At 74.8% G+C, this 16,068-nt stretch carries 12 protein-coding genes; 10 read left to right on the forward strand and 2 right to left on the reverse strand.

Going from position 1 to position 16,068, the window contains the following annotated elements:
• Positions 1 to 22: 22 nt before the first annotated feature.
• From AMOR_RS08655 to AMOR_RS08690, 8 genes are read left to right on the forward strand one after another with little or no spacing between them, the layout of a single operon-like run.
• Positions 23 to 1,024, forward strand: coding sequence for an AAA family ATPase (locus AMOR_RS08655; protein WP_248360410.1), 1,002 nt, complete (start codon positions 23 to 25; stop codon positions 1,022 to 1,024).
• Positions 1,021 to 1,998, forward strand: a complete 978-nt coding sequence (locus AMOR_RS08660) for a DUF58 domain-containing protein (protein ID WP_248360411.1) — start codon at positions 1,021 to 1,023, stop codon at positions 1,996 to 1,998. The genes AMOR_RS08655 and AMOR_RS08660 overlap by 4 nt, the downstream gene beginning before the upstream one ends.
• Entirely contained in the window at positions 1,995 to 3,362 is a 1,368-nt protein-coding gene (locus AMOR_RS08665) for a hypothetical protein (RefSeq protein ID WP_248360412.1), read from the forward strand. The genes AMOR_RS08660 and AMOR_RS08665 overlap by 4 nt, the downstream gene beginning before the upstream one ends.
• The gene (locus AMOR_RS08670) at positions 3,359 to 4,372 is read left to right on the forward strand and encodes a vWA domain-containing protein (protein ID WP_248360413.1); all 1,014 of its coding nucleotides are present in this window, start codon (positions 3,359 to 3,361) and stop codon (positions 4,370 to 4,372) included. Before AMOR_RS08665 ends, AMOR_RS08670 begins: the two co-directional genes overlap by 4 nt.
• Positions 4,369 to 5,439 (forward strand): VWA domain-containing protein, encoded by a 1,071-nt coding sequence (locus AMOR_RS08675; protein WP_248360414.1) that lies wholly within the window; start codon positions 4,369 to 4,371, stop codon positions 5,437 to 5,439. The genes AMOR_RS08670 and AMOR_RS08675 overlap by 4 nt, the downstream gene beginning before the upstream one ends.
• A complete protein-coding gene (locus tag AMOR_RS08680; RefSeq protein WP_248360415.1) occupies positions 5,436 to 6,326 on the forward strand; it encodes a tetratricopeptide repeat protein in 891 nt (296 codons plus the stop codon). The genes AMOR_RS08675 and AMOR_RS08680 overlap by 4 nt, the downstream gene beginning before the upstream one ends.
• Positions 6,307 to 8,142: a BatD family protein gene (locus tag AMOR_RS08685; protein WP_248360416.1), complete on the forward strand. Its 1,836-nt coding sequence runs from the start codon at positions 6,307 to 6,309 to the stop codon at positions 8,140 to 8,142. Before AMOR_RS08680 ends, AMOR_RS08685 begins: the two co-directional genes overlap by 20 nt.
• On the forward strand, positions 8,139 to 8,870 hold the full coding sequence (locus AMOR_RS08690; RefSeq protein WP_248360417.1) for a tetratricopeptide repeat protein: 732 nt from the start codon (positions 8,139 to 8,141) through the stop codon (positions 8,868 to 8,870). Before AMOR_RS08685 ends, AMOR_RS08690 begins: the two co-directional genes overlap by 4 nt.
• A 999-nt stretch (positions 8,871 to 9,869) precedes the next feature.
• Here the strand turns inward: AMOR_RS08690 and AMOR_RS08695 are convergent.
• On the reverse strand, positions 9,870 to 11,234 hold the full coding sequence (locus AMOR_RS08695) for a glutamate--cysteine ligase (protein WP_248360418.1): 1,365 nt from the start codon (positions 11,232 to 11,234) through the stop codon (positions 9,870 to 9,872).
• A gap of 35 nt (positions 11,235 to 11,269) precedes the next feature.
• Positions 11,270 to 11,902, reverse strand: a complete 633-nt coding sequence (locus tag AMOR_RS08700; protein ID WP_248360419.1) for a helix-turn-helix transcriptional regulator — start codon at positions 11,900 to 11,902, stop codon at positions 11,270 to 11,272.
• 79 nt (positions 11,903 to 11,981) lie between these two features.
• Here AMOR_RS08700 and AMOR_RS08705 point away from each other — a divergent pair, with 79 nt between their 5' ends.
• Positions 11,982 to 12,506, forward strand: coding sequence for a hypothetical protein (locus AMOR_RS08705; RefSeq protein ID WP_248360420.1), 525 nt, complete (start codon positions 11,982 to 11,984; stop codon positions 12,504 to 12,506).
• Between the two features lie 180 nt (positions 12,507 to 12,686).
• Complete coding sequence (locus AMOR_RS08710) at positions 12,687 to 15,956, forward strand: MXAN_5808 family serine peptidase (protein WP_248360421.1); 3,270 nt, start codon at positions 12,687 to 12,689, stop codon at positions 15,954 to 15,956.
• Positions 15,957 to 16,068 lie beyond the last annotated feature (112 nt).

The raw sequence follows: 16,068 nt of genomic DNA on the forward strand, positions 1-16,068 counted from the left end.
CCGCGGAGGAAAGGGGCCTTCCTTGGGCACGGACATCCGGGCGGACATCCAGGCGGTGCAGGACGAGCTCGTCTCGCGGAGCGCCTTCGTCGAGGCGCTCCTCTCGGAGACGGGCCGGGTCGTGGTCGGCCAGCGGTACATGGTCGAGCGGGCGCTCATCGGGCTGCTCACCGGCGGGCACGTGCTCCTCGAAGGCGTCCCGGGGCTCGCGAAGACCCTCGCGGTGAAGACCATCGCCGACGCGGTGGACTGCCTCTTCAGCCGCATCCAGTTCACCCCCGACCTCCTCCCCGCCGACGTCGTGGGCACGCAGGTCTACGACCCCCGCTCGCAGACCTTCTCCGCGAAGAAGGGGCCGGTGTTCGCGAACGTCGTGCTCGCCGACGAGGTGAACCGCGCGCCGGCGAAGGTGCAGTCGGCGCTCCTCGAGGCGATGCAGGAGCGGCAGGTCACGCTCGGCGACCAGACCTTCGCGCTGCCCGACCCGTTCATCGTCCTCGCGACGCAGAACCCCATCGAGCATGAGGGCACGTACCCGCTGCCCGAGGCCCAGGTGGACCGCTTCATGCTGAAGGTGAAGGTCGGCTACCCGACGCGCGAGGAGGAGCGGGTCATCATGGACCGCATGGTCGTCGCGACGCCGCCCCGCGCCGGCAAGGTCGTCGGCCCCGAGGACCTCGCCGCCGCCCGCGCGACCGTCCTCCGCATCTACATGGACGACCGCGTGAAGGACTACATCGTGAACGTGGTCTTCGCGACGCGCGATCCGCGCGGCCACGGGCTGCCGGAGCTGGCCGGCCTCGTCGAGTACGGCGCATCGCCGCGCGCGACGCTCTTCCTCGCCCTCGCCGCGCGCGCCCACGCGTTCCTGCGCCGCCGCGCGTTCGTCACCCCCGAGGACGTGAAGGCCGTCGCGTACGACGTGCTCCGGCACCGCATCACGCTCACCTACGAGGCGGAGGCGGAGGAGGTCACGCCGGAGAAGGTCGTCTCGAAGGTGCTGGACCGGATCGAGGTGCCGTGAGCGGGGTGCGGCCAGGGGCGGGCGGCTCGCGTCGCCGGGGCGCGCCGCGGGCCGGCGCCGGGGACGGGCGACCCGACGCGAAGGACCTGCTCCAGCGCGTCCGGCGCATCGAGATCGCCACGCGCCGCGCGGTGGAGGACACCCTCTCCGGCCAGTACCACTCGGTCTTCAAGGGCCGGGGCATGGCGTTCAGCGAGGTCCGGCCCTACGCCCCCGGAGACGAGGTCCGGTCCATCGACTGGAACGTCTCGGCGCGCACCGGGCAGCTGCACGTGAAGCGCTTCGTGGAGGAGCGCGAGCTCACGGTGATGATCCTGTGCGATCTGTCCGCCTCGACCGACTTCGGCTCGCGCGAGCGGACCAAGGCGGACGTCGCCGCGGAGATCGCGGCGCTGCTCGCGCTGTCGGCGGTCGCGAACGGCGACCGCGTGGGGCTCGTCCTCTTCACCGATCGCGTGGAACGTGCGGTGCCGCCGCGGAAGGGCCGCCGCCACGCGCTCCGGCTCGTCTCCGAGATCCTCCAGCTCCGCCCGGCCTCTCGAGGGACCTCGATCGGCACCGCGCTCGAGTACCTCCGGCGCGCGCTCCGCCGGCGGACCGTCGCGTTCCTGCTCTCGGACTTCGTCGAGGGGGCGCCGGGCGCGGGCGCGCCGCCGTGGGAGCGCGCGCTCCGGATCGCCGCGCGGAAGCACGACGTCGTGCCCATCCGGATCTCCGACCGGCTCGAGGCGGAGCTGCCGGCGTCGGGGCTCGCCTGGATCGAGGACCCGGAGACCGGGGCGGTCTCGCGCGTCGACCTCGCCGATCACCGGGTGCGGCGGCGCCTCGGCGAGGCGCTGCACTCCGAGGACGACGCCCTCCGGAGGCTGTTCGCGCGCCTCGAGCTCGACTCCGCCCAGGTCCGCGCGGACGACGCCGATTACGTCTCCCCGCTGCTCGCCTTCTTCCGGGCGCGGGCGCGGAGGCTCGCGTGACGACCGGCCTGGCCCTCGCGGCGGCGCTGCTCGCGGCCGCGCCGGCGCCGGACGCGCCCGCGGGAGCGACCTCGGCGACGCCGCACCCGCTCTCCTTCCAGGCGCGCGCGGAGCGGGCGGAGGTGAAGCTCGGCGAGCCGTTCGGCTACGCGATCGAGGTTCGGCACCGCGCCGAGGAGGCGTACGCGCTGCCGGCGACCCCGGACCTGGCGCCCTTCCGCGCCGACGGCGCCCGCTGCCGCCGCGCCGAGGGGAAGGACGAGGTCACGACGACCTGCACCATGCGGCTCGCGCTCTTCACCCTCGGGCCGCAGGACGTGCCCGAGATCCCGCTCGCCGTGACGACGCCCGCCGGAGACGCCGTCCTGAAGGTGCCCGGGCCCCGGGTGACCGGCGTGGGCATCATCGACCCGGCGGCGCCGCCCGAGAAGCTCGAGCTGCGGGACATCGCCCCGCCCGCGCCGGTGTTCGTGCGCTCGCTCGCGCTCGTCTGGTGGACGCTCGGCGTGCTCGCGGCGGTCGCCGCCGCGCTGGTCGCGTGGCGGTGGTGGCGCGGGCGCGGCCGACCCGCAGAGCCGCCGGCGCCGGTCCCCGCGGACGTGCGCTTCGCGCGACGCCTGGAGGCGCTCGAGGCGGAGCGGCTCCCGGCGCGCGGCCTCGGCCGGGAGCACGTCGCGCGCCTGTCGGAGCTCGTGCGCGAGTACCTCGGCGCGGTGACCGGAGTGAACGCGCTCGATCTCACCACGGAGGAGCTCGTCGAGGCGATGGCGCGCGTGGGCGATCCGCGCGTCGAGCCGGACGCGCTCGCCGGGTTCCTCGCGACCGCGGACCTCGTGAAGTTCGCGCGGGCGGAGCCGGGGGTGGGGGCGTGCGTGGCGGCCTCCGCGTACGCGAAGCAGTTGCTGGAAAGGACGAGGGCGGGGGCGGGAGTCGGGCCAGGGGACACGGGACACGGGCCAGGGGACACGGGAAACGGGCCAGGGGACACGGGAAACGGGCCAGGGGACACGGGAAACGGGCCAGGGGACACGGGACACGGGACACGGGTCTCGAGCACGGAGAAGCCGGGTTCGCGTTCGGGCACGGGGACGGGGACGCCCGCGAGCGCACGCCCAGAGATCCTTCCCTCTCCCCCCGCGAAGCGAAGCGGAGCGGGGGGAGAGGGCCAGGGTGAGGGGGGCCGCCCGGGATCCTCGATCGAGCGCGAGGCGGGCACGGGAGGCGGGCGAGGGTCCACGGGCCACGGGACGCGGGTCACGGGCAAGGAGACGCCGGGTACGTTCACGGGCACGGGCACGGGTACGGGTACGGGTACGGGTACGGGCAGCGACCCGACCCCGAAGCCGGGCGGCGATCGCCAATGACCGATCTCCCCACCCACCTCGCCCAGCCCTGGGCGCTCGTCCTCCTCGGCGCGATCCCCCTCGCGATCGCCGCGATGCTGCTCGAGCGCCACCGCGCGCCGCGACTCCGGCACCCGCGCGCCGCGACGCTGGCGCGGGCGGGGCGGGGGCTCGTGGCCCGGACCTGGTGGCTCCCGCACCTCCTCGTCGTCGCCGCGCTCGGGCTCTCGGCGGTCGCGTTGGCGCGCCCGCAGGCGCGGGAGCGGCGGCCCGAGTCGACGAGCGTGGAGGGGATCGACATCGTCATCGCGTTCGATCTCTCGACCTCCATGAAGGCCGCCGACTTCCGGCCGAACAACCGGCTCCACGTCGCGAAGGAGGTCCTGAAGGGCTTCATCGGGCGGCGGACGAGCGACCGGATCGGCCTCGTCGTGTTCGCCGGCGACGCCTACACGCAGGCGCCCCTCACGCTCGACTACGGGATCCTCCGCGCCCTGGTGGATCGGCTCGACTTCGGCGTCATCGAGGACGGCACCGCGATCGGGAACGCGATCGGGACCGCGGTGAACCGGCTCCGCGAGTCGGACGCGAAGTCGAAGGCGATCGTCCTCATCACCGACGGCGAGAACAACGCCGGCCAGCTCGCGCCGCTCGAGGCCGCCGAGATGGCACACGCGCTCGGGATCCGCGTGTTCCCGATCCTCGTCGGCAAGGGCGGCGTCGTCCCCTACCCGGTCGGTACCGATCTCTTCGGCCAGCCGATCTACGAGTACCGGGAGTTCCCGGTGAACCCGGAGCTGCTGCAGCGCATCGCGCGCGTCACCGGCGGCGCGTACGCGAACGCGACCGACCGCGAGACCCTCGAGCACGGCCTCCAGGAGGTGCTCGACCGGATGGAGAAGACCCGGATCTTCGAGGCGACCGGCACCTCGCGCCCCGTCGAGCTCTTCCCGCGCCTGCTCGCGCCGGCGTTCTGGCTCGCGCTCGCCGGGCTCGCGCTCGGCGCCACGCGCTGGAGGGCGTTCCCGTGACCGACGTCCCGGCGCCGGCGCTCTCCTTCGACGTCCTCGGCGACGCGGTCCGCCTCGCCGACCCCTCCGCGCTCCGGCTCCTCCTCGCGGTGGCCGCGGTCGCGCTCCTCGGCACCCTCGCGCTCGTCCGCCGTCGCGCGGCCCTCGTCCGCGCCGCCGGCGCCCTCGCGGACCGGGTCGCGCCCGGGGCCGGCCTCGCCCGCCCGGCGGCGCGGCTCGCCTCGTCGGCGCTCGGCCTCGCCCTCCTCGCCGTCGCGCTCGCGCGCCCGCAGTGCGGCACGCGGACGGAGCTCGCGCGCCGCTGGGGCGTGGACGTCGCGATCGTCCTCGACGCCTCGCGCTCCATGCAGGCGCGCGACGTGAAGCCCGACCGGCTCTCCCGCGCCAAGCTCGAGATCGCCGACCTTCTCGACCGGCTCGCCGGCGACCGCGTGGCGATCGTGACGTTCGCGGGCGCCTCGTTCGTCCAGTGCCCGCTCACGAGCGACTACGCGGCCGCGAAGCTCTTCCTCCGCGCCGTCGGGCCGGACGCGATCCCGCAGCAGGGGACGGCGCTCGCCGACGCCCTCCTCGGCGCGCGCGACGTGCTCACGACGTCCGACCGCGGGGCGCGCGCGAAGGTGGTGCTCCTCGTCTCGGACGGCGAGGACCACGAGGGCGGCGTCGACGAAGCCGTCCAGGCGCTCGCGGACGACGGCATCCGCGTGTTCGCCCTCGCCGTCGGCGGGCGGGAGGGCGCGCCGATCCCGATCGTCGACGGCGTCGGGAACGTGACCGGCTGGCGCAAGGACCGGCGCGGCGAGACGATCGTCACGCGGCTCGACGAGGCGGGGCTCCAGGCGATCGTGGCGAAGGGGAACGGGAAGCTCTACGACGTCGAGGCGCCCGGCCGCGGGATCCCGGCGCTGCGGGCCGAGCTGGACCGGATGGAGAAGTCGGAGCTCGAGGGCCGCGTGACCGTCACCTGGGAGGACCGGTACGCCGTCGCCGCGTTCCCGGCCCTGCTCCTCCTCCTGGCGGCGCTGCTCCTGCCGGAGGCGCGGCCCGCGCCGCGGGAGGAGCGATGACCCTCCGGCGCCCCCTCGCCCTCGCGCTCGCCGCGCTCGCCACCGGCTTCTCCCCGTTCCAGGCCGAGCAGAAGGACGTGCGCGACGGCAACGAGCGGCTCGCCGGCGGCGACCCGGCCGCCGCGCTGCGCCGCTACGACGCGGCCGAGCAGGCCATCGGGCCGCGCGCGCAGATCGAGTACGACCGCGGCAACGCCCTCTACCGGCTCGGCCGGCACGCCGAGGCCCGCGACGCGTGGCGCCGCGCGCTCGATCGCGGCGCGGGCGCGCTCGGGACGATGGCGCTCCAGAACGTTGGGAACGCGCTCGCGGCGATGGGCGATCGCGACGGCGCGATCGCCGCGTACACCGAGGCGCTCCGCGCCGACCCCGCCAACGAGGATGCGCGCTTCGATCTCGAGGTGCTGCTCCGGAAGAAGGACGCGGCGAGCGACGCGCCGAAGCCGCAGGGCCAGGGCGCCGAGAAGCAGGCGAAGAAGGGCGGAAAGCCCGACGAGCCGCAGGACGGGAAGGACGGCGCGAAGCCCAGCCCGGAGCCCCGGCAGGGCCAGGACGGGCAAGAGAAGAAGAAGGAGGAGCCCGCGGAGGCGCAGCGCGGCGAGAAGCCGGAGCAGCAGCAGCAGCAGCCGCAGCCCGGGCAGCAGGGACAGGAGCCGCGAGAGACGCCGGCGGACGCGACGCCCGGGGACGGCACCCCGCGCGACGGAACCGAGCCCGCGGACGCGACCGCGCGCGACGACCGCCGGGGCGGAAGGCCGGCGCCGCTCTCGCGCCAGGAGGCCGAGAAGCTCCTCGACGCGCTCCGCGCCCGCGAGCGGAACATGCCGATCGCGCCGGGACGGACGCGGAAGGATGGCCGGAGGGCGGATGCCGCGAAGGACTGGTGAGAGGGCCCGCGGCCTCGCCGCGGCGCTCGCGCTCGCCCTCGCCGCGCCGGCCCTCGCGGCGGGCGTGACGCTCGAGGCGCACGTCGACCGGACCACGGTCGCGGTGGGCGAGACGCTCACCCTCGAGATCCGGCTCGAGTCGCCGGACGCGCCGAGCACGCTCGACCTCGGCGAGGCGCCGGACTTCCGGATCGCCTCGCGCGCGCAGTCGCGCCAGTCCTCGTTCACGCTCGGGGCTGGCGGTGTGTCCTCGCAGCAGGTTCTCGTCTCGACGCTTGGGCTCGCGCCGGTCCGCGAAGGCGACCTCACCATTCCGCCGGTCGTCGCGATCGTGAAGGGGAAGCGGTACGAGACGCAGCCCATCGCGGTGAAGGTCTTGCCGGCCGGCACGGCCGCCCCGGCGTCGCCGGGCGCGCCCGGGAGCGCCGCGGAGCCGCGGCCGCCGCGAGGTTCCGGGAGCGCCTTCGGCGGCTGGGAGCGCGATCTCGTCCTCGACGTCCAGGCGGACCGCCGCGACGTGTTCCTCGGCGAGCAGGTGACGGTCTCGATCTGGCTGTACTCGCCGCTCGGGGTCGTCGAGTACGAGCGCTTCTCGCCGCCGCGCCACGACGGGTTCTGGGAGGAGGAGCTCGAGACGCCGAGGACGATCCAGTACCAGGTGAAGACGATCGACGGCATCCCGACGCGCGCGTACCTGCTGCAGCGCTTCGCGCTGTTCCCGACCCGCGCCGGGAAGCTCGAGATCGGCGCGGCGGAGCTGCACGTCGGCGTCCGGGTCGGGGGCGGATCGCTGTTCGACCCGTTCCCGGAGGTGAAGCGGGTCTCGCGCCGCAGCACGCCCGTCACGATCACCGTGAAGCCGCTCCCGCCCGGCGCGCCGCCCGGGTTCGAGAGCGTGAACGTCGGGCGGCTCGCGCTGCAGGCCGCCGCGTCCGAGGCGCGCGTCGCGGCGGGCGAGCCGGTGACGGTCCGGATGACCGTCTCCGGCGACGGGAACGTCCGCGCGCTGTCGCTGCCGAAGCTCCCGGCCATCGCCGGCGCGAAGGCCTTCGATCCCACCGTCACCGAGAAGGCCGCGCCACGCGGGACGCGGTTCGGCGGATCGCGGACGATCGAGACCGTGCTCGTGCCGGAGGCCCCGGGCGAGCTGGTGGTGCCGCCGGTCGCGTGGTCCTGGTTCGATCCGCAGGCCGGCCGGTACGAGACCGCGCGCACGCCGGAGCTGCGCGTGACCGTCGGGCCCGGCGCGGCTGGCGGCGCGCCCGCGACCGCCGCCGGGTCGAACGCGCTCGCGGCGGGGCTCCGGCCGATCCGCGCCGACGCCGCCCTCTCGCACCGGCGGGGGCCGCCCTGGCGGAGCCCACTCTTCGCGCTCGCGCTCGCGGTCCCGCCGCTCGCGTTCGCCGCCCTCGCCCTCGCGGACCGGCTGCGCGCCCGCGCTGGCGCGCGCGAGGCCCGCCAGCGCGCCGCGGCCCGCACCGCCCGCCGCGCCCTCGCCGGCGCGCGCCGCGATCTCGCCCGCGGCGACGCCGCCGCGTTCCACGGCGCCGTCGCGCGAGCCCTCATCGGCTACGCCGCGGACCGGCTCGGGCGGCCGGCCGTCGGCTACACGCGCGACGCGCTCGCGGACGCCCTCGTCCGCGCCGGTGCGCATCCCGTGGCGACGCGCGCGCTCTCGGCCGCGCTCGACGCCTGCGACGCGGCCCGCTACGGCGGCGCCGGGGCGGGCGAGGACGTGCTCGCCGCCGCGGAGCGCGCCATCGCGCTCCTCGAGGAGGCGGACTGGCGCGCAGAGGCGGAGGTGGCGTCGTCATGACGGCCCTGCTCGTCGCCCTCGCCCTCGCCGCCGCGCCCGCCGCCGACGATCCCACCGCGCGGCTCGAGGCCGCGAACGGCGCGTACCGCGCCGGCCAGTTCGCGGCGGCGGCGGAGGGGTACGAGGCGCTCCTCGCCGAGGGCTGGGAGAGCCCGGCGCTGCACCTGAACCTCGGCAACGCCCGGGTCCGGCTCGGGCAGCGCGGCCTCGCGGCGGCGAGCTACGAGCGGGCGCTCCGCCTCGACCCCGGCGACGCCGACGCGCGCGCGAACCTCGCCCTCGCCCGCGCCGAGAACGTCGACCGGGTCGTCGGCGCGGCGGAGCGCTCCGTCTTCGCGCGCCTCGCCGAGCGGACCGGCGACGGCGCCGCGGCGATCCTCTTCGCCGCCGCGTGGGCCGCGATCTGGATCGCGCTCGCCGCCCGCCGCCGCGCCCCGGCGCGCGCCCGCGGCCCCCTCGCGCTGGGAGCGGTGGTCGCCGCGAGCCTCGCGATCGCGACGGCCGCGCTCCTCGCACGGAAGGCGGCCGACCGGCGAACGCCCGCCGCGGTGGTGATCGGCGCGACGAGCCCGGTGCGCGAGGGACCGGAGGAGGCGCTCCGGCCGGCGTTCGAGCTGCACGAGGGCACGCGGGTGAACGTGCTGGAGGTGCGCGGGGAGGCGGCGCGGGTGCGGCTGGAGAACGGGCTCGAGGGGTGGATGAGGACGGGGGATCTCGAGGTGATCTGACGGGCTGCCTTCCCCGCGTCACGAACGCGAACCCGTCGCTCGCCCGTGCCCGTGCCGTACACGTGCCCGCACCCGTGCCCGTGACCCGGCTCCCGTGGCCCGTGGCCCAGCGTCCGTGACCCGCTCCACTGCCCCCGTTCCGAAGCGATTGACGAGCTGGAGAGCCATCCGCCGCGTCGTCCGTCACCGCCATCGAGCTGGTGTGACGGGATCCCCGCTTTCCGAACGGGAAGCCGCACTGCGAACGTGACCTTGCGGTGGAAGCGTCGCCGTACTGCGGCCGCCCCCCTCACCCCGGCCCTCTCCCCCCACCACTTCGTGGCGGGGGGAGAGGGAGGGATCTGGTGGTGCCGGGCGAAGAGGACCGGCGCGAGGTCGGCGCGAGGTCGGCGTCGAGGTCGGATTCGGGGTCGGGGTCGGGGTCGGGGTCGGGGTCGGGGTCGGGTCGGGCTCGGGCTCGGGCTCGGGCTCGGGCTCGGGCGACGGCGAGCGGCGAGCGGCGAGCGGCGAGCGGCGAGGTCGGATCGCGAACGCCAACAGGCGCCGCGCCATACAGTCGGGGAGGCCCCCTCGCCCGCGCGCAGCCGCGTCGCTGCGTACGGACGCGATCGACAGTACTTCAGCCGCGGTGCACGCGACGTGACACGCGAGCGCCCCACGGAACCGTTCGCCTCGCGCGACGCACGCCACGCCCGGGCGCGAGCGTGGCGCGTCCGGGCGTGCCGCGGCCCCGCGCGCTTCGGCGCCCGATCGACCTACGGCGCCCGGTCGCGAGTTCCGCGGCGAGCACGGACGAGGGGGCCTCCACGCCCGCGCGGCGCCGTACCCCGGAGCGCCCGGCACCCGTGAATGGGACTGAGATCGCTGACGGGAAAGCGAATTCGAACGTGACCCTGCGGTGGGTAGCGTTGCCGTCCTGCGTGCCGCCCCGGCCCTCTCCCCCCACCACCTCGTGGCTTCCGTCGCCCTCCCCGGCCGGCGGCCCGGATGCCCGCCCCGTCACGCCACCCGCAGCTTCTCCGCCAGCGCCCGGTCCCCGCCCTTCCGGAACGCCTCGAGCGCGTCGTCCGCTGGCGACCGGCCGGACGCCGCGCGCTCGCGGAGCGGCGCGAGCCAGACGCGCTCGTCCTCGCCGTGACTTCCGCAGCAGCGCTGGCGGCAGAGGCCGTTCGCGGACGCGTCGAGCACCACGCGCGCGAGCTCGGCGAGGGTGCGGCCGTCCGCGAGGCGGCCGGCGAGCCCCTCCCGCCCCGCCGCGAGCATCGCGGCGCGGCGCTCGGCGACGGTGAGCTTCTTCACCGCATCCCACGCCCACGCGCGCGCGTCGCGGTCGTAGAGGATGCCCTTCCAGAACGCGATGAGCGCCTTCGTGTGCTCCGCGTCGCACGCATCCGCCGCCCGGACCTCCACGACGCCCTTCACCCGGACCTCGGGGAAGAGGGTCGTGAGGTGGTCCTCCCAGTCGGCGATCGTGGGCCGCTCGCCGGCGAGGCCACCCTCCAGGAACTGACGGAACGTCCGGCCGCCCGGGTCGCGGTAGCCGCCCTCGCGGCGGAGGAAGACCATCGGGACGTCGAGCGCCCACTCCGCGTAGCGCCGGTAGGGATCGTCGTCGAAGCCGGGCTCGAAGGCGAAGGGGAGGAGCCCCTGCCGCGCGGGATCGACCTCCTCCCAGACCGCCACGCGGTAGCTCTTCCAGCCCACCTCGCGCCCGTTCACCACGGGCGAGTTCGCGAACAGCGCCGTGACCGCCGGCTGGATCGCGAGCGCGACCCGGAGCTTCTCCGCCATGTCGCGCGGCGACGAGAAGTCGAACGAGGCCTGGGCGGACGCCGTCATCGCCATCATGTCCGGCGCGAGCCGGCCGCGCGCCGCGAGGAACGGCCGCATCACCTGGTACCGGTTCTTCGGCATCCACGGGGTCGTCTCGGGCGTGCCCCAGGGGCGGTACCCGGCGGCGAGGAGCTCGATCCCGAGGTCGGTCGCCAGCTCGCGGCACTTCGCGAGGTGACGGTCGAGCTCCGCCGCGACGACGTGGACGTCGGCGAACGGGCGCCCGGAGAGCTCGATCTGGCCGCCCGGCTCGATCGACACGGTGAGGCCGGTCTTCTGCGCGGCGATGATCCGCCCGTCCTCCTCGAACGGCTCGTAGCCAAAGCGGGTGAACGCGCGGAGGAGCGCCGCGACGCCGCCCTCGCCTTCGTACGGGATGGAGCGCGTCGTCCCGGCCCGGAGCGCGAACTTCTCGTGCTCGAGCCCCACCTTCCAGGTGTCGCGCGGCCGCTCCCGGCCGGCGAACCAGGCCGCGAGCTCGTCCACGCTCCGCACGGGCGGGCTCTCGGTGACGCGGGCGTCGAGGGACATCGCGCGGGGAATCTACCCGCCGACCTCCGGCGGCGCTACCCCGATGAGCCGCCCGCCATCCGGCCCGGCGGGCCTCCGGTGTGCGTCGTCGCCGGCGGCGGCAAGAGCAGGTCCTCGAGGAAGAAGGCCGCGAGCTCGGCGCGGCCCGCGAGCCCGGCCTTCCGGTACACCGCGAGCGACTGCTGGCGCACCGTCCGCTCGCTGGTCTCCCGCACCGCCGCGATGTCCTTGTGCGTCAGGCCCTTGAGGAGGAGCAGGGCGACCTCGCGCTCCGCCGCCGAGAGCGACCAGCGCTCGAACTGGCGATCGATCGCGACGGCGAGCCCGCGGAGGTGGTCCTGGGACTCGGCCCTGAACCGCGCGAGGTCCGCCTCGGCCCGGACGAGGTCCCGCTGGAGGGCGCGAGCGCGCCGCCGGACCGCGAAGAGCTGCCCCCACAGCGCCACCGTCCCCGCGAGGGCCACGATCATGATCGCGACCTCGAGGACGAGGTGCGGGATCGACCCGCCTGCGCGCGCGTCCCCGGCGACGTCGAGCCCGACCAGCACGGCGACGAGGCCGAGGATCGAGGCCGGCAGCGCGAGCATCCACGGACGCGGCGCCTCGCCGTCCGCCGCATGGGCGCCGCGGAACCCCGCACCGCCGCTCTGGTTTCGGTCGTGTGTCATCCGCCGGATGGCGTCCTTCGCGGCCGGCGAGCAGGTTCGCCGCGAGACGTGCCACGAACCCACTGGAGGAGCCCGAGTCATGTCGAACCTACCGCTGCACCCCGCCATCGTCCACATCCCCCTCGGCCTCGCCTTCGTCGTCCCGCTCGTCGCGATCGGGCTCGCGATCGCGCTCTGGCGGCGGCGCCTGCCACGCGGCGCGTTCGCGGTCCTGGTGGGGCTGCAGCTCGTGCTCGTCGCGGGCGGCGGGCTCGCGATGAAGCTCGGCGAGCGCGACGAGAAGACTGCCGAGCGGGTCGTCCCGGAGAAGCTCATCGAGGAGCACGAGGAGCGCGCCGAGCTCTTCCTGGGCGCGGCGGGCGCGGTGCTCGCGGGGATGATCGCGGTCCTGATCGTGCCCGCCGGCGCCGCGGCGGGTGTCGCCGCGGTGGTCGCGGCCGGCACGCTCGCGGTGGCCGGCCTCGCGGTCCGCACCGGCGAGGCAGGCGGGGCGCTGGTCTACCAGCACGGCGCCGCGGCCGCGTACCTGCCTGCCGGGAGCGGCGGCACCGCGGGCGGGCTCACCCTTCCTGCGGCCAGGCGCGCGGACGGGGACGACGACTAGCGCCCGATCGGGCGCGCGGCTCCGGTGTGGGTGCCCGGGAACACTCCTCGCCCCCGGGCGTTCTGTCCCAAGGGCCGGTGCTCGGGGCCGTTCTCCTTGCACCGCCCCCGACCGCAACTTATCCTCCGACGTTACGCAGGTTTTCGCTTGCCTGACTCCCTCCCTCCGCCCAGGCGCCCCATGATCCGCCCCTTCCGGTTGCTCGCCACCCTGGCGGCGACGCTCGCGCTCGCGCTCGGCGTCACCGCCCGCCTCGTCCGCGCCGAGCCCGACGCCGCACCGTCCGCGGTCGCGTATCGCGGCGCGGCCCCGCTGTCGGCGCATCCGGCGCAGAGCGGCGACTACCAGCTCGATCGGCTGCCGATCTTCTCGCGCGTCATCCTGCAGGTGAAGGACAACTACGTCGACCCGTCCCGCTTCGATCCGAAGCAGATGCTCGTCGCGTCGCTCGAGGCGGTGGAGAAGACCGTCGCCGAGGTGATGGTCCAGGGCGACGCCAAGTCGCAGAAGCTCACGCTGACCGTGGGCGGCGCGTCGCGCGACCTCGACATCTCCGGCGTGAAGTCGATCTGGGAGATCCGGACGGTGCTGGGCGAGGCGATGGGCTTCATCCAGGAGCACCTCGTCGCCCACAAGGACCTCCGCGAGATCGAGTACGCCGCGGTGAACGGCATGCTCTCGACGCTGGATCCGCACTCGGTCCTCCTCGAGCCGAAGTTCTTCAAGGAGATGAAGCTCCAGACCCGCGGCGAGTTCGGCGGGCTCGGCTTCGTCATCGCCATGCGCGACGGGAACCTCACCGTCGTGAAGGTCCTGAAGAACACGCCCGCGCAGCGCGCCGGGATCAAGGCGAAGGACGTCATCACCAAGATCGAGGAGCAGTCCACCATCAACATGGACCTGCAGGACGCCGTGGATCACCTCCGCGGGCGCCCCGCCACCAAGATCGCGATCACCGTCCAGCACGGGACGACGGAGGCGCGGCGGCTCCACCTCACGCGCGAGGTGATCAACGTCGAGACCGTCCCGACCGCGCAGCTGCTCGAGGGCAACGTCGGCTACGTCCGGCTCTCGCAGTTCTCGGCCAACTCGACGCGGGACCTCGTCGCCGCGATCCAGGCGGAGAAGGCGCAGGCCGGCGGCAAGCTCGAGGGCCTCGTCCTCGACCTCCGCGGGAACCCGGGCGGCCTCCTCGACCAGGCGATCCAGGTCTCCGATCTGTTCCTCTCCGAGGGCGTGATCGTGAAGACGGTCGGCGAGGGCGACAAGCAGCAGATCCACGAGGTGAAGGAGGCGACCGCCGATCCCTCCGACATGACGAGCCTGCCGCTCGTGGTGCTCGTGAACGGGTCCTCGGCCTCGGCGAGCGAGATCGTCGCCGGCGCCCTCAAGAACAACGATCGCGCCCTCATCGTGGGCCGCCAGACGTTCGGCAAGGGCTCGGTCCAGGTCCTGTACGACTTCTCGGATCCGGCGAAGCCCTCCGAGGAGGCCGCGCTCAAGCTCACCATCGCGCAGTACCTCACGCCCGGTGACGTCTCGATCCAGGAGGTCGGCATCACGCCGGACGTCGCGCTCTTCCCGGGCCGGATCCTGAAGGAGCAGGTGAACCTGTTCGCGCCGCCGCGGTCGATGGGCGAGGCCGATCTCGACCGCCACTTCGTGAACCACACGGCGGCCGGGCCGAGCGGGAAGGTCGACGCGTCCGAGCCGGCGGAGAAGGCCCGCCCGAAGCCGCCGCCCTCGCCGTACGAGCTTCGCTACCTCCTCGACGAGAAGGACGACGCGGTGGCGAAGCAGCTCAAGAAGGACGCCGCGGCCGCCGCCTCGCCGCACGGCGACGACGACCAGCTCACGCCGGAGCAGGTGGAGGACGAGGAGAGCGACGCCAACCCCGACGAGTTCGTCGCCGACTACCAGGTGAAGTTCGCCCGCGACCTCCTGCGCCGCGCGCCCCTCGCGAAGCGCTCGAAGCTCCTCGAGGCCGCGAAGGGCTTCGTGAACGAGCGCAAGGAGGAGGAGGAGCAGCGCGCCGAGAAGCGCCTCAAGGAGTTCGGCGTCGACTGGGCCGAGGGCCCCGCGAACGGCGCGCCGCGCGCCGTCGTGACCGTGACGCCCCCGCCCGGCAAGGAGATCCGCGCCGGCGAGACGATGCCGTGGACGGTCACGGTGGAGAACCGGGGCGACGGCCCGTTCCGCCGCCTGCGCGCCTGGACCACCGCCGAGAAGAACCTGCTCCTCGACCGCCGCGAGTTCGTGTTCGGCACGGTCCGTCCCGGCGAGCGGCGGACCTGGACGGTGCCCGTGAAGCTGCCGAAGGGCATGGACACGCGTCGCGACGAGGTGGTCTTCCACTTCGCCGACGAGAACGGGAAGGCACCGCCGGACGTGACGAGCGCGGTCGCCGTGACGGAGATCCCGAAGCCCGTGTTCGCGTTCTCGGTCCAGCTCGAGGACCAGCAGGGCGGGAACGGCGACGGCCTCCCGCAGCGCGGCGAGACGTTCCGCCTCCGGGTGGACGTGAAGAACGCCGGCACCGGCGCCGCGAGCGAGAAGACGTTCGTCTCGCTCAAGAACCTCGGCGACGAGAAGCTCTTCATCAAGAAGGGCCGCGACGTGATCGGCGCGCTGAAGCCGGGCGAGGTGAAGTCCGCCACGATGGAGGTCGAGCTGAAGCGCGGCTCGAAGAGCGACACCCTGCCGGTGCGGGTGGCGATCTTCGACGAGAAGACGGACGAGTTCGTGCAGGAGAAGCTCGACCTGCCCGTCGCGAAGGACGAGCCCGTGAAGGCCGCGGCGCAGGGCGCGGTCCGCGTCGAGGCGACCGAGGCGGTCCTGCGCACCGGCGCGAGCCCGTCGTCGCCGGTGATCGCCGTCGCGCGCAAGGGGGCCGTGCTGCCCGTCGACGCCAAGCTCGGCGAGTTCTACCGGGTCGAGTGGCACAAGGGCCGCTTCGCCTTCGCCGCGGACGCCGACGTGAAGCCGGCGACCGGCGCGCGCTCCGGCACGATCGCCGAGGTCTGGCAGCGCGAGCCGCCGCGCATCGCGCTCCTGCCCGACCCGGTGAAGGGCGCGCCGGTGGTGGACGGCGAGAGCATCAAGCTCTCCGGCACCGCCACGGTGCCCGCGAGCGCCGATCCCGGCACCAAGCTCCGGGACGTCTTCGTGTTCGTGAACGACCAGAAGGTCTTCTTCAAGGTCCAGCAGGAGAACGCGACGACCCCGCGCATGGAGTTCACGACGGACGTCCCGCTCCAGCCGGGGAACAACGTCGTGACGGTGTTCGCGCGAGAGGACGAGGACTTCCAGACGCGGCGGAGCATCGTCGTGTACCGGCGCCCGCCGGCGGAGGTCGCGCAGGACGGGCGGAAGACGCCGCCGCAGCCGGAGGTCGCGCAGGACGGCCGGAAGACGCCGCCGCAGGCAGCGCAGACCACCGTGACGCGCTAGCGACGTCCAGGGCAGGCTCGAGAGCCCCGGCTCGCCCGATGAGGCGGCCGGGGCTCTCTCACGAGTAGGCCCGCCTCCCACCCGGATCGGCGCGCGCGAAACCGGCGCGCGG

Source organism: Anaeromyxobacter oryzae (assembly GCF_023169945.1).
Classification (GTDB): domain Bacteria; phylum Myxococcota; class Myxococcia; order Myxococcales; family Anaeromyxobacteraceae; genus Anaeromyxobacter; species Anaeromyxobacter oryzae.

What these genes read in the sequence shown, in the direction of transcription:
- AMOR_RS08670 (WP_248360413.1), top strand. Translation starts at nt 3,359, where the DNA reads ATGACCGATCTCCCCACCCACCTCGCCCAGCCCTGGGCGCTCGTCCTC.
- AMOR_RS08680 (WP_248360415.1), top strand. Translation starts at nt 5,436, where the DNA reads ATGACCCTCCGGCGCCCCCTCGCCCTCGCGCTCGCCGCGCTCGCCACC.
- AMOR_RS08685 (WP_248360416.1), top strand. Translation starts at nt 6,307, where the DNA reads ATGCCGCGAAGGACTGGTGAGAGGGCCCGCGGCCTCGCCGCGGCGCTC.
- AMOR_RS08690 (WP_248360417.1), top strand. Translation starts at nt 8,139, where the DNA reads ATGACGGCCCTGCTCGTCGCCCTCGCCCTCGCCGCCGCGCCCGCCGCC.
- AMOR_RS08695 (WP_248360418.1), bottom strand. Translation starts at nt 11,234, where the DNA reads ATGTCCCTCGACGCCCGCGTCACCGAGAGCCCGCCCGTGCGGAGCGTG.
- AMOR_RS08700 (WP_248360419.1), bottom strand. Translation starts at nt 11,902, where the DNA reads ATGACACACGACCGAAACCAGAGCGGCGGTGCGGGGTTCCGCGGCGCC.
- AMOR_RS08705 (WP_248360420.1), top strand. Translation starts at nt 11,982, where the DNA reads ATGTCGAACCTACCGCTGCACCCCGCCATCGTCCACATCCCCCTCGGC.
- AMOR_RS08710 (WP_248360421.1), top strand. Translation starts at nt 12,687, where the DNA reads ATGATCCGCCCCTTCCGGTTGCTCGCCACCCTGGCGGCGACGCTCGCG.